General features: G+C 60.7%; 15 protein-coding genes. 11 read left to right on the forward strand and 4 right to left on the reverse strand.

Features of this window, described 5'->3' with window-relative positions; all coding sequences use genetic code 11:
* The gene (locus AMS69_RS17240; RefSeq protein WP_053969291.1) at positions 1-1,146 is read right to left on the reverse strand and encodes a pyridoxal phosphate-dependent aminotransferase; all 1,146 of its coding nucleotides are present in this window, start codon (positions 1,144-1,146) and stop codon (positions 1-3) included.
* Positions 1,143-1,637, reverse strand: a complete 495-nt coding sequence (locus tag AMS69_RS17245; RefSeq protein WP_053969292.1) for an Lrp/AsnC family transcriptional regulator — start codon at positions 1,635-1,637, stop codon at positions 1,143-1,145. The genes AMS69_RS17240 and AMS69_RS17245 overlap by 4 nt, the downstream gene beginning before the upstream one ends.
* Before the next feature lie 117 nt (positions 1,638-1,754).
* On the opposite strand from AMS69_RS17245, the gene AMS69_RS17250 reads away from it, so the two are divergent.
* The 5 genes from AMS69_RS17250 to dhaM all read left to right on the forward strand — a co-directional run bounded on the left by AMS69_RS17250 (position 1,755) and on the right by dhaM (position 4,969).
* On the forward strand, positions 1,755-2,087 hold the full coding sequence (locus tag AMS69_RS17250; RefSeq protein WP_053969293.1) for a hypothetical protein: 333 nt from the start codon (positions 1,755-1,757) through the stop codon (positions 2,085-2,087).
* A gap of 70 nt (positions 2,088-2,157) precedes the next feature.
* Positions 2,158-2,748: a thioredoxin family protein gene (locus AMS69_RS17255; RefSeq protein WP_053969294.1), complete on the forward strand. Its 591-nt coding sequence runs from the start codon at positions 2,158-2,160 to the stop codon at positions 2,746-2,748.
* 135 nt (positions 2,749-2,883) lie between these two features.
* Positions 2,884-3,882 carry a dihydroxyacetone kinase subunit DhaK gene (gene dhaK, locus AMS69_RS17260; protein WP_053969295.1) on the forward strand — a complete coding sequence of 333 codons (999 nt, stop codon included), beginning with the start codon at positions 2,884-2,886 and terminating at the stop codon, positions 3,880-3,882.
* Positions 3,879-4,589, forward strand: coding sequence for a dihydroxyacetone kinase subunit DhaL (dhaL, locus tag AMS69_RS17265; protein WP_053969296.1), 711 nt, complete (start codon positions 3,879-3,881; stop codon positions 4,587-4,589). Before dhaK ends, dhaL begins: the two co-directional genes overlap by 4 nt.
* On the forward strand, positions 4,589-4,969 hold the full coding sequence (dhaM, locus tag AMS69_RS17270) for a dihydroxyacetone kinase phosphoryl donor subunit DhaM (protein WP_053969297.1): 381 nt from the start codon (positions 4,589-4,591) through the stop codon (positions 4,967-4,969). The genes dhaL and dhaM overlap by 1 nt, the downstream gene beginning before the upstream one ends.
* A 110-nt stretch (positions 4,970-5,079) precedes the next feature.
* Here dhaM and AMS69_RS20755 read toward each other — a convergent pair whose 3' ends face one another.
* The gene (locus AMS69_RS20755; RefSeq protein WP_014040640.1) at positions 5,080-5,238 is read right to left on the reverse strand and encodes a hypothetical protein; all 159 of its coding nucleotides are present in this window, start codon (positions 5,236-5,238) and stop codon (positions 5,080-5,082) included.
* Positions 5,239-5,431: 193 nt separating this feature from the next.
* Here AMS69_RS20755 and AMS69_RS17275 point away from each other — a divergent pair, with 193 nt between their 5' ends.
* From AMS69_RS17275 to AMS69_RS17290, 4 genes are all read left to right on the forward strand, one after another.
* Positions 5,432-6,469, forward strand: a complete 1,038-nt coding sequence (locus AMS69_RS17275) for a DUF7504 family protein (RefSeq protein ID WP_053969298.1) — start codon at positions 5,432-5,434, stop codon at positions 6,467-6,469.
* A 50-nt stretch (positions 6,470-6,519) separates the two neighbouring features.
* The gene (locus AMS69_RS17280; RefSeq protein WP_053969299.1) at positions 6,520-7,188 is read left to right on the forward strand and encodes an O-methyltransferase; all 669 of its coding nucleotides are present in this window, start codon (positions 6,520-6,522) and stop codon (positions 7,186-7,188) included.
* Between the two features lie 101 nt (positions 7,189-7,289).
* Positions 7,290-7,892, forward strand: a complete 603-nt coding sequence (locus AMS69_RS17285) for a chemotaxis protein CheC (protein ID WP_049944153.1) — start codon at positions 7,290-7,292, stop codon at positions 7,890-7,892.
* Between the two features lie 102 nt (positions 7,893-7,994).
* Positions 7,995-9,647 (forward strand): long-chain fatty acid--CoA ligase, encoded by a 1,653-nt coding sequence (locus tag AMS69_RS17290; RefSeq protein ID WP_053969300.1) that lies wholly within the window; start codon positions 7,995-7,997, stop codon positions 9,645-9,647.
* Positions 9,648-9,662: 15 nt separating this feature from the next.
* Here AMS69_RS17290 and AMS69_RS17295 read toward each other — a convergent pair whose 3' ends face one another.
* The gene (locus AMS69_RS17295) at positions 9,663-10,436 is read right to left on the reverse strand and encodes a DUF6517 family protein (RefSeq protein ID WP_053969301.1); all 774 of its coding nucleotides are present in this window, start codon (positions 10,434-10,436) and stop codon (positions 9,663-9,665) included.
* 126 nt (positions 10,437-10,562) lie between these two features.
* Here AMS69_RS17295 and AMS69_RS17300 point away from each other — a divergent pair, with 126 nt between their 5' ends.
* Positions 10,563-11,717 carry an acyl-CoA dehydrogenase family protein gene (locus AMS69_RS17300; RefSeq protein WP_053969302.1) on the forward strand — a complete coding sequence of 385 codons (1,155 nt, stop codon included), beginning with the start codon at positions 10,563-10,565 and terminating at the stop codon, positions 11,715-11,717.
* 852 nt (positions 11,718-12,569) lie between these two features.
* Positions 12,570-12,731, forward strand: a 162-nt coding sequence (locus AMS69_RS19850; RefSeq protein WP_162230995.1) for an IS1/IS1595 family N-terminal zinc-binding domain-containing protein, incomplete at its 3' end; no start/stop codon positions are given.

Here is a 12,731-nt window from a genome sequence, read left to right on the forward strand (position 1 = left end):
TCAATTAAGAAACGACTCGATCCGGGCCATCGCTTCTTTCAGATCGTCGAGGCCCGTCGCGTACGACACTCGTAGGTGACCTGATCCACCCTCGCCGAAGGCTGTGCCGGGGACGACCGCGACTCGCTTTTCCTGAAGCAGACTCTCGGCAAACTCACCGGCATCGTCCCAGGGACACTCCGGGAACGCGTAGAACGCCCCAGCCGCCGGGAAGCAGTCGAGTCCCATTTCTTCGAAGCGCGTGAGGACGTACTTCCGTCGGCGGTCGTACTGCGCGGCCATCTCCGTGACCTCGTCACGGCAGTTGTCGAGTGCCTCCATAGCGGCGTGCTGAGCCGTTGTCGGGGCCGAAAGCATCGAGTACTGATGGATTCGGTTCATCGCCTCGATAGCCTCTGGCGGGGCCATCGCGTACCCCAGCCTGAACCCCGTCATCGCAAAGGCCTTCGAGAAGCCGTTGAACACGACGGTCCGCTCACGCATCCCGGGAAGGGTAGCGATAGACGTGTGGTCATGTTCGTACGTGAGGTCGGCGTAGATCTCGTCGGCGAACACGAGGAGGTCGTTTTCGCGGCAAAAGGCCGCAACAGACGCCATCTCCTCGGCAGTCATCGTCGCTCCGGTCGGATTGTTTGGGTAGCAGTACACGAGGGCGTCGGCCTCGGCCGCATCGGACGACTCCAGCACCTCCCGGGTGAGTTTGAACTCGTCTTCCGCGCGGGTCGGAACATCGATGACGTCAATGCCTGCGAACGTTGCGCCGGGGACGTAGGAGACGTAGCATGGCTGGGCAATCGCAATCGAATCGCCGGGGTTCAGCAGCGCCCGAAAGGCGAGGTCGAGGCCCTCACTCGCACCCGCGGTGACGAGGATTTCCTCGTCAGGGTCGTACTGCAGGTTGTGTGTCGCCGCTTCGTAGTCCGCGATGCGTTCCCGGAGCGCCCGCTTGCCGCGGTTGGCGGTGTAGGAGGTCTGGCCGCGTTCGAGCGACGCGATAGCGGCTTCACGGGCCGCCCACGGGGCAGAAAAGTCCGGTTCACCGACACCGAGCGAGATGATGTCGTCCATCTCCTCGGCCAGTTCGAAGAATCGACGGATGCCCGAGGGCGGCACGCTGTCGACCCTGTCCGCTGGCTCGAACGTCATGGTGAGACGGACAGTCGGTCATCGTCGTCGTGGTCGTCGAATTCCATCCCCTGCTCTTTGTACGACTCCATGATGTAGTGGGTTACCGTCTGCGTAATCTCGGGGATCGGTGCGATTTTGTCGCTGATGAAGTGCGACACTTCACGCATCGAGTCGCCCTCGACCTCCAGGTCGAAGTCGTAATCACCGCTGACGAGGCGTAGCGACGTCACTTCCGGGAACTTCGCGATTCGGTCGGAGATGTCGTCGTAGCTGGTCTCACGATCTAGTGTAACGTTGAGTTCGACGGTGGCGCGGACGCGCTCCTCGTCGCTCTCGACCGCGTTCCAGTCGACGACAGCTTGATAGCCGCGAATGATGCCTGCCTCCTCGAATTCGTCGATAAGTTCGGCTACCTCGCTCTCGGAGTAATCGGTCAACCGAGCGATGTCCTCGGTCGTGTAGCGAGCGTTCTCCCGCAGCAGGTCGAGTATCTCGCGGCGACTGCTCATACAGTGCCAGCAGAGTGACGCGGACAAAAACCTTGCTCAATAGTGGGAGAGGATCACATTATTTGGGCCGAAACACACCAGACGGTTTTAATATCTCTGCCGGTTAGACATCGATTAATGTTCGAAGAGGGTGGCCAGCGGGCAGATTCTGACACGGGATGGGCACACATCGCGAACCACGACAAGGCGGCAACAGTTATCGACACGATACTCCGCCTCGATGCGGACGAGACGTACACGAAAACTGCCCTGAGTGAAGCGGCCGGCGTACCGCTGAAGACGCTGTATCTTGATGGGACGCTCGAAGAGCTAGTGACGGTCGGGCTGCTGGAAAAACACGAAGCTGACGGGAAAGAGACGCTGTTCTCTGTCGACGATGGGAGCGAGGCGTTCGAGGCAGCGAAAGCCTTCGATGCCGCGGCAGCGACGTCCGGCGAAGTGGACAACTGAGTAAAGCGGCTGTCAGAGAAGCCAGCCTGCGTCCGTGGACTTTTGACCGTGACAGTCGTAGTGTGAGGCGATGGTTTCACTCGATTCGGAGTCCGACGTGCTCGGACGTGGGGACAGAGCACCGACGTTCGAACTGCCGGGTGCGGACGGAGAGACACACTCACTGTCGGATTTCGCGGACAAGGACGCACTACTGGTCGTATTTACGTGCAACCACTGTCCGTACGCGAAAGCGAAGATTGGAGAGCTAAACCGTCTCGCGTCAGACTACGACGATCTCGCTGTCGTCGGGATCAATGCCAACGACCCCGAGGAGTACCCAGACGACTCGTTCGAGCGGATGCAGGAACTCGTCGAACGCGGAGAGATACAGTACGACGCGTATCTGTTCGATGAAACACAGGATGTCGCGGCCGCGTACGGCGCTCGCTGTACCCCCGATCCGTTCTTGTTCAGAAACGACGATGGAGCGTTCAAACTGGCGTACCACGGCCGCCTCGACGACGCACCGAATCCGGACGACGAACCGAGCGAGCGAGAGATGGCCGCACACGTCGAAACGTTGCTCAGTGGCGACCAGATTACGGCAGTCGAGAAACCATCCAGAGGGTGCTCGATAAAGTGGAAGCCCGGTAACGAACCAGCCTACTGGGACGTCTGAATAGAACGCCGGAGCGCGAGCGGAACCTGCAGGACAACTGCGTTGCCGGAGCGAGTGACGACTCGTGGAAACTGATCGAGATAGCCCCAGCTACAGTACCTTTATGCGGTGGTGAGACATCCGTCAACATAGACCATGAAGAAGCTCATCAACGACGCGGAGACGGTCGTCGACGAGATGCTCGACGGGATGGTCGCGGCGTATCCCGACACCGTTCGCCGGTTACCTGACACGCAAGTGCTGGTCCGGGATGGCGCGCCGGTCGACGACAAGGTCGCGGTCGTCAGCGGCGGCGGGAGCGGTCACGAACCGACACACGCCGGCTATCTGGGCGAGGGAATGCTCGACGGTGCAGCGGCGGGAGAAGTGTTCACCTCCCCGACAGCCGACGAACTCGAGGCGATGGTCGACGCCTGCGATAGCGGCGCGGGCGTCCTGCTGGTCATCAAGAACTACGAGGGGGACGTGATGAACTTCGAGACGGCCGGGGAGATGGTTGAGATGGAGGGCACGGAGGTCGCTGAGGTCGTGGTCGACGACGACGTGGCCGTCGAGGATTCGTTGTATACAAGCGGCCGCCGTGGCGTCTGTGGGACGATTCTCGTGCATAAGGCTGCCGGCGCGAAAGCCGCTGAAGGCGCGGACCTCGACGAGGTCCAGCGTGTGGCACAGAAGGTCGTTGACAACGTCGGGACCATGGGCATGGCCCTCACCTCCTGTGTCACCCCCGAGAAGGGCGAACCAACCTTCGACCTCGGTGAGGACGAAATCGAACTCGGCATCGGCATCCACGGCGAGCCGGGGGTCGAGCGGACGGAAGCGATGTCCGCCGACGAGATTACCGAGGAACTCACCGAGGCCGTCCTCGACGACCTCGAACTGGACGCCGGCCAGGAGGTCGTCACCATCGTCAACGGCATGGGCGGGACGCCACAGATGGAACTGTTCGTCGTCAACCGTCGCCTGCAGGAACTCCTCGGTGAACGGAACATCGAGACGTGGGACGCGTGGGTCGGAGACTACATGACTTCGCTGGACATGGCAGGCTGTTCGATTACAATCTGTGCGGTCGACGAAGAGCTGAAATCGCTGCTGGACGCGCCGGCCGAGACGCCGGCGTTGACGGTCCGATGAGCGCACCGAACGATGCGGGAGCCGCCGCTGTCGCGGCCGCCGAGAACGTCGCGGACAGGATCGAGGCCGAACGGGAGCACCTCACCGACCTCGACTCCGCAATCGGTGACGCTGACCACGGCGGCAACATGGCCCGGGGGTGGCAAGCGGCGGCCGAAGCGGTTGCGGGCCTCGATAACCCAACCGTCGAGGCGGTCGTCAAAACCGCCGGGAAGACCCTGTTGTCGGAGGTCGGCGGGGCGTCGGGGCCACTGTACGGTGGCTCGCTCGTGTTCGCCAGCGCGGAGCTGAGCGACGGCCTCACCGCTGAATCGGCCGTCGCCTTCGCGGAGACGTACCTGGAGAAGGTACAGGACCGCGGCGACGCCAAGGTCGGCGACAAGACGATGGTCGACGCGCTCGTCCCGGCGGTTCACACGTTCAAGAAGTCCGTCGAGACGGACGATCTGCCCCCGGTCGACGCCCTCGCGAAGGCCGTCGCTGCGGCGGAAAACGGTGTCGCATTCACCGTCCCCATCCGGGCCGCCAAGGGTCGGGCGTCGTACCTGGGTTGGCGGTCAGTCGGGCATCAAGACCCGGGGGCGACAAGCACGCTGTATATCATAGAGGAGCTGCTGGCGACGGCCGCGGATCACCTCAATCAAGAAATACCGTCGGTCGACGCCGACTCTCCGACGATTCCCGAGGGGGAGGCGAGCGGGGAGTAATGGTCGGACTCGTCGTCGTTTCCCACAGTTACACTGCCGCACAGGGAATCGCAGAGATAGCCGCAGAGATGGCCGGTGAGACAAATATCGAACCGGTCGGTGGCGACAGTGACGGTGGTATCGGGACGGTCCCCGACGACATCGAAGCGGCGCTTGCTGCCGCCGACGACGGCGACGGTGTCGTTGTCCTCGTGGACCTCGGTAGCGCCGTTATGAACACCGAGGTTGCCATCGAGCTGAGCGATGTTGAGACCGTGATAGCGGATGCGCCAGTGCTGGAGGGAGCAGTCAACGCGGCGGTGGCCGCCACCAGCCCGGACGCGACGCTCGGTTCTGTCCGGGACCAGGCGGAATCGGCTCGGAATGTCGATAAGCTCTGAACGGGGTCATGCTGGCGGTGCGTGTTGACTGACGAGAGTACCAACAAGAACACTCTCTGACAGCCGTCGACCGAAGGCCCAGGGATGAAACGCAGGCTGTTGCGCTCCTGTTAGATTTCGTCCAGCGATTCGAACCCACTCCAGCACTCGCAGTCGAGGTCGTCGATAGACGTGACTTCGTCCGGGAGCGAACTTATCGGCATCCCGTCGTCAAACTCGTCACACTCCTCAATGTGGATAGAAAAGTCGCTACTCGACATGATTGGCATAATCAATACTACCGCGTAGCACTGCAAAAATCCTCGGAATCGAGACGCACTGTCACACAGTACGACCTGATTACACAGCGGGAGCCACTACACATGCGAGTCATGTTACAGCTTGCTAGTTAATTGTTGTCGCATGTTCAAGGAACGCTTATTTGTTGATGGCTTTATGGTTCCTGATACGATACAGTACGCAATGAACTCCGGGAGCGGGACAGTGGACCAACCTCTGAAAGAGGCGTCGTCCGTATTGGTGCTGGCACGCGATTCGAGCGACGCCGAACGAGAGGGCTGTGCAGGATTCCTGGCTGAGCAGGGGGCCAGTGAGTCGAAAGCGATCTGTGTCACAGTGACTGAGTCCCCCGATTCCCGCCTCTCGCTGTGGCAGCAGCACCTCGACGACGAGATGCCCGAGGAGGCGATCATCGTCGACGCCGGCAGCGAGTTACCGGCTAACTCACAAGCAGCGGCCTCTGGCGCATTTCCCTCACTGACCCTCGATACCCTTCCCGCAACAGTGGCGCCGATAGACATCGGCGCGACCGTCTCCCGCCATCTCGGTCGTCTGGAACAGGCGGATGCGCCGCTGCTGCTCTGTCTCCATTCAATTACTGGACTGCTCGAGTCCTGGGAGCGTGACCGCGTCATCGCGCTGGTGACCGCGTTGAACCGCCAGTGTGCCGAGATGAACGTCTCGAGTCATCACCACATGGACCCAGAGGCCCATACGGAAGAGACAGTTGAGATGTTTCGGCCGCTGTACGATGTCGTGTACGAGTACCTCCCGGACCACGGCTGGACCGTCACGGCGTCGAAAGGCGCAGAGAAGACGCCGACGTTTCGGGACACCGTCACCCCACCCGGCGGCGTCAAGAAGGGCGACCCGGAGGAACCCGAAACGATTCCGATACCGTACTCGTTTGATCAGGTGCTGGAGCTGATCTCCGCTCCACGCCGACGCAGTCTCCTGTATCACCTGAAAGACCGGTCTGAAACCGAGGTTCCACTTGATGACCTCGTCGACCGCGTCTATGAACGCGAGAAGGCTATCCCAGCCAGAACGACGCCCAAATCACGTGACGAGGTGGGCGTGTCGCTGGCACACAACCACCTGCCGCGGCTGGACGATCTTGGGATTCTCTCGTACGAGACAGCGGACAATACCGTTGAGTACTACGCCAATCCCGCGTTGGAGTCCGTGATTCAGTACGTCGAACGCCTCGAACTCGGCTAGTACCGGCCCGGACCCACTCATTTATGTCACCGCTGCTGGCATAGCCCGGTATGGACGAAACTCCACTGCCCACGGTTACAGAGCAGTTCGCCCGGACACTGGCCCCAGCCAGCGATGCAGTCATCGAGGAGATGGACGCCAAGGCCGACCGGGAAGGGTTCCCGACGGTCGGCCCCGCAGTCGGCGGGTGGCTCCGCCTCGTCGCCCGGATGGTCGACGCCGACCGCGTCTTCGAGTTCGGTTCCGGTTTTGGCTACTCTGCGTACTGGATGGCTCCGGCCGTGCCCGACGATGGACAGATTGTCCTGACGGAGATTGACGCCGACGAACTCGAGGAAGCCCGCGAGTTCCTCGACCGCGGCGGATTCGCCGATCAGGCTGTCTTCGAACACGGGGACGCAATCGAAACCGTCGAGAACTACGGCGGTCCGTTTGACGTGGTACTCATCGACAACGAGAAGCACCGGTACGCGGAGGCCTTCGAGGCCGTCCGGGAGAAAGTGCCGGTCGGCGGGGCCGTCGTCGCAGACAACATGATCGAGGCCGGGTCGCTAGAGTTCGAGGCAGTACAGGCGCTGCTGGACGGCACCGACGTCGATGCCAACGAAACGAGTCGTGGTATCGCCGCGTATCTCGAATGCGTCAGCGACGACCCGGAGTTCGAGACAGGGCTGTTGCCGCTAGGCGAGGGCGTTGCCGTGAGCGTTCGCATGGAGTGAACAACGCGGGAGCAACATGCTCCGATTCTCGCCGACGAAAATGCGGGTGCATAGCTTATGTATGAGGCCGCACAACTCAGCGGCAACGCTGGTCCTAACGAATGAGTCTGATGATAGATATTCGGAAGCTCGGGTTGTTCAATCAGATGGCTAAAGAGGGCGGCAACACCGTTGCGAACCACCTCAGCCAGATGACAGGGATGGAGACGGAGATGGAGATCACGAAGATCAACTTCATCGATATCCCGGATATCAAAACACACGTCGGCGACGAGAAGCAGATCGGTATCAGTATCGAAATGGTCGAAAAGCCCCATGGGCATATCCTGTTCCTGTTCAACGCCGCCAGTGCGAAGGACCTCGCCACCGGGATGATCGGCGATATGGGTGAAACAGACCCCAACGCCAGCGGTTTCACCGACATGGAGCGCTCGGCGATTCAGGAGATCGGGAACATCATGACCAGCGGCTTCATCGACGGCTGGGCGAACGTTCTCGATACCACCATCGACATCTCCACGCCGAACTTCACGTTCGGCCCGGGGAGTGGGATGGTGGACCAGCTCGTCGGCGACCGGGACAACGAGATGGCGCTGATGTTCGACTCCCGCGTCCACGCACTGGAGTCCGACATCAACGTAAAGGTGTACACGTTTCCGGAACTCGAAGAACTGGTCGACCTGATGCAGGAAATCGAAGTGTAAGCAGGTCGTAATGATGGGGACGGCGGGCGCTACCGATGAACTCCTTGTCCTTCATAAAAGATTTAGCAGTGTTTCTTGTATCGTGGGCCCTTGCATCATGATATGCCAGGAGGAAGCCCACAAACTCTCCGACCGTTCCTGTGGCGTGCAGAAACACTGTATCCGGACACAGAGGTAGTCTCTCGTACCCACGAGGGCATCGTCCGTCACGACTACGCCGAATATGCCGAGCGAACGGCGCAGCTAGCGAACGCAATCGAGGAAGCCGGCTATGGCGACGGCGAACGACTCGGTACGTTCTGCTGGAACCACAGCCGCCACTTCGAAACGTACTTTGGGATACCGGGAACCGGTGCGCAGCTACACACGATCAACCCGCTCCTGCCCGACAAACACATCCAGTATATCGTCAGCGACGCACAGGACGAACTCATCTTCGTCGACGAATCGCTCCTGCCGAAGCTCGAAGGGGCCGCCGCCGATGATCCCGAGTCTTTCGAGACGGTCGAGCAGTTCGTCGTGATGAGTGAGTCCGTCCCGGACACTGATCTCGATGCCGTTGCCTACGAGTCGTTCATCGCCGACCAGCCGACGGAGTACGACTGGCCCGAACTGGAAGAGGACCGTCCTGCCGGACTCTGTTACACCTCCGGGACGACGGGACGGCCGAAAGGCGTCGAGTACACCCAGCAGATGCTGTGGAGCCACACGATGGCGATTCAGTCGCCACAGGGGATTCCGCTCGACGACGACGACGTCGTGATGCCGGTCGTCCCGATGTTCCACGTCAACGCGTGGGGCCTCCCGTTTTCGGCAACTGCTGGCGGGGCCAAGCACGTCTACCCCGGGCCACAGCCGGAGCCGGCGGACCTCGCAAAGCTCATTGAAGAAGAGGATGTCACCGTCACAGCTGGTGTCCCGACCGTCTGGCTGGGACTGATGGAGTACATCAAAGAAAACGATGTCGACCTCTCATCGCTTGAGCGGCTCATTGTCGGTGGAAGCGCCGCGCCGGAAGCGATGATCCGGTTCTTCGACGACCACGACGTGGAGCTTGTCCACGCCTGGGGGATGACCGAGACGGCTCCGGTGGGTGCGGTGGCGTCCCTGCGGAGTGACTTGGCGGACGCCGACTATCAGACGCAGCTAGATAAGCGGGCAAAGCAGGGACTCGTCACGCCCGGGCTGGAGTTCCGTGTCATCGACGACGACGGCAACGAGGTCCCGCACAACGGCGAGGACTTCGGCGAACTCCATATCCGTGGGCCGTGGGTGACGACGGAGTACTTCAAGCGCCCGGAAGCGAACGAGCAGGAGTTCGAAGACGGCTATCTGAAGACCGGCGACGTGGTGTCCGTCGACGAAGACGGCTACATCAAAATTGTCGACCGGGCGAAAGACGTCATCAAGAGCGGCGGGGAATGGATCTCCTCGCTCGAACTGGAGAATGAACTGATAGCCCACGAGGACGTGAACGAAGCGGCAGTCATCGGTGTCCCACACGAGCGCTGGCAGGAGCGCCCCCTCGCGATGATTGTTCCGACAGCCGACGCCGACGAGGAGGCGCTCGGTGATGAACTCCGGGCGCACATCCTCGACTCCTACCCCAAGTGGTGGGTCCCGGACAACTTCATCACCATCGACGAGGTGCCAAAGACAGCAACTGGGAAGTTCGACAAGAAGTCGCTCCGTGACGAGTACGCCGACGAATCGCTCGTTGAGGGCCGTGTCCCCGACGATGCCGCCCCTGAGTGAGAGAGTACAGTACAGTTACTGGACGCCAGCGACGAGATCCCGAACTTCGGTCCGGTAGGTGGCTGGCTGGAGGCCGAGGTCGACATCAACGGAGACCGTAATACCGTCGCTCAGGTCGGTTTCGACGGTCTGAGCGAAGTTCTGCGCCGGGTACGCGCCCCCGGAGATGATGACAAAATCACCGTGGTGCCAGACGGCGAACATCGCCGAGATGTCGATGTTGCTGGCCGGTATCTCGACCGCCTCGTTTTCCGTCACCGCGAAAGAGAGTCCCTCGAAGGGGTACACAGCGGACAGTTCGACCGTTTCGGCCGTCTCACCGGTGGCGATATCGATTGTTCCCTCACCGGATTGCTCGATGTCTGTCAGCCCCTGCGCCTCCATCTGCTGTTCGAAGCTGTCGCGGGCATTTGTTCTGACTTCGGCCAGCAGTTCTTTGCGGCCCACGCCAGCCGGGAGATTGTCGAGGTTCGGGCTGAAATCCACTCGCGTGGCGAAAAACACGGAGAGCGCAGTCTGGACCTGATCGAGAGTTCGGCTGGCGACACGCTCCTGTAGTTGTTCGTCGACATACTGGACCGTACTGGAGACGGCCTCGACCGAAACCGGACCGTAGCTCCGGTCGAACACTGTTTCTGAGGACTGGTCCGTTCGCGTCCACCCACCGTCGTTCAGTTGTGCTGTCGGAACGTTCGGTGGCGGTGCCTCGGCTGCGGCCAGAAACGAACACCCCGCAAGTCCGGCAGTCCCGAGGGTTGCTCCGGTAAGCAGGTACTCTCGACGATTCATGTTCGAGCAAGGCCACAGCCATGCAAAAGCGTGCTGGCCGATTATCACGAGTTTCCGGAAAACAACTACAGCGGTGTTTTGCAGAGTTCCACGGAGTATATGAGTACACAAACCATGATATTTGCCATGGATCTACTGTCCGAGAAACTCGTTCCGGAGCACGCACACGAGGTCAAGGAAGAGGCTCGGGAGTTCGCAACGGAGCATATCGAACCAGTTGCGGGGGAATACTACGCGTCCGGGGAGTACCCCTGGGAAGTACTCGAAGCGGCGACAGAGGCTGGACTCGTCGCTCAGGATATCGGCGAAGAGTGGGGTGGGAGCGGCTACGACCTCCAGCAGATGCTTGCGATGGCGGAGGAGCTATACAAAGCCGACGCAGGGATCGCGCTGACGATTCAGCTCGCCAGCTTCGGGGCAGAGATCGTCGAAGACCACGGCGCGGACTGGCAGAAAGAGGAGTTCCTCAAGCCCGTCGCCCGCGGTGACCAGCTTACTGGCCTCGCCGTCTCCGAGCCGGAGACGGGGAGCGACCTAGCCGGGATGACGACGGCCGCCGAGAAGGACGGCGACGAGTGGGTGCTCAACGGCGAAAAGTACTGGATCGGAAACGGTGTCGAGGCCGACTGGGTAACGCTGTACGCCAAGACCGGTGATGACCCGAACGACCGCTACGGGAACTACTCGATGTTTATCGTCCCGACGGACGCCGACGGCTACCACGCCGAGCACATCCCCGAGAAGATGGGCTTCCGGGCGTCCAAGCAGGCCCACATCGTGCTCGACGACTGCCGCATTCCGGAGGAGAACCTCATCGGCGTCGAAGGGGCTGGCTTCTATATGCTCGCCGAGTTCTTCAATCACGGCCGCGTCGTCGTCGGCGGGCACGGCATCGGTCTCGCCGCCGCGGCTATCGAGGAAGCCTGGGAGTTCGTCCACGACCGCGAGGCCTTCGGCAAGACCGTCGACGAGTTCCAGGCGGTCCAGCACAAACTGGCCGATATGCAACTCGGCCTCCAGTCCGCGCGAGCGCTCACCTGGCACGCGGCCGAGCGCGTCGCCAATCAGGAGAACGCCGGCTACTGGGCCGCGCTGGCAAAGACCAAGGCGACCGAGGCTGCGATGGACTGTGCGGAGAAGGGGATGCAACTCCACGGCGGCCGGTCCGTGCTAACGGAGAACCGGATCTCCCGCGTGTACCGCGACGTTCGGATTCCGGTCATCTACGAAGGAGCCAACGACATCCAGCGGAACCTCATCTACAACCAAGCCCCGATGTAACCGGTCGGTGTGAGTCGACCGACGGCAGTTGATTGATTGCGTCACGGACGGCGTGTTTTTCGCGAGAACACCACCCTTCGAGTGTTCTTTGGGAAATCTGGCTGGCCAGTTATCGCTACGATGGCAGTTCACCACTGACAGTCTGTACAGCCCGAATGTACCAACCAGACAGGTCAGTCCGCTACTGTACGCGGTCTGTGCGGGTGATACCGAGCTGGTACACCACCCTACAAGTGTTCTGGCACCACTAGCCAGTTGACCCGACACCACTATACGGGTGTTCTGGCATCACCAGCCAGTTGATCCGACACCACTGTACGAGTGTTCTATCACCACCCTGCGAGTGTTTTCGGTTCGGCTACAACCAGAGTAAAACAGTGTACACGCGTTCACACACCACCCTGCAAGTGTTCGCACGGCAGATGTGCGGACATCTGAAATTCCTGAAGACACCACGCTGCAAGTGTTTTCTCGCGTTGTTCAGAGTCTCAATGCGTTCCCCTCACACCACCGTGCAAGTGTTTCACGTACTGAGATAAGGAGGTGAAGACCGTATCGGAACACCACCCTGCAAGTGTTCCAAAAAGACCGGTTTGGGCGGTTTTCCCGTCGGATCGGGAGTTCACACCACCCTGCAAGTGTTTTCGAAACGGAATACCGTGGGGCTGTGGTAGAGACACGCGGACACACCGGTCTGCAAGTGTTCTACACACTGCAACGGGGACCAGATACCTGCCTGATCGCATCCAGTTTTATTGTTGACGCTCTTCCGAAGCAGATTGTTGGTCGGGTAGAGCTGTCGCTGTGAAAGCGTAGCGGGCAAGGGTGACGCGAACGCGTCACCCGGACGCAATGTTCCCATTTGAATTGCTGAGTTCAGAGGAGAGCGCCGCGAACCTGCTGGAGCAGGTTCGCTGGCGCGAGGGCCTCTGTTGCCCGCGCTGCCGGTCTGAATCGGTGATCAAACACGGCAGCTATCGAGAGTATCAACGGTATCTCTGTAAGGATTGCGAC

It is taken from the genome of Haloarcula rubripromontorii (assembly GCF_001280425.1).
In the GTDB taxonomy this organism is placed as follows: Archaea; Halobacteriota; Halobacteria; order Halobacteriales; family Haloarculaceae; genus Haloarcula; species Haloarcula rubripromontorii.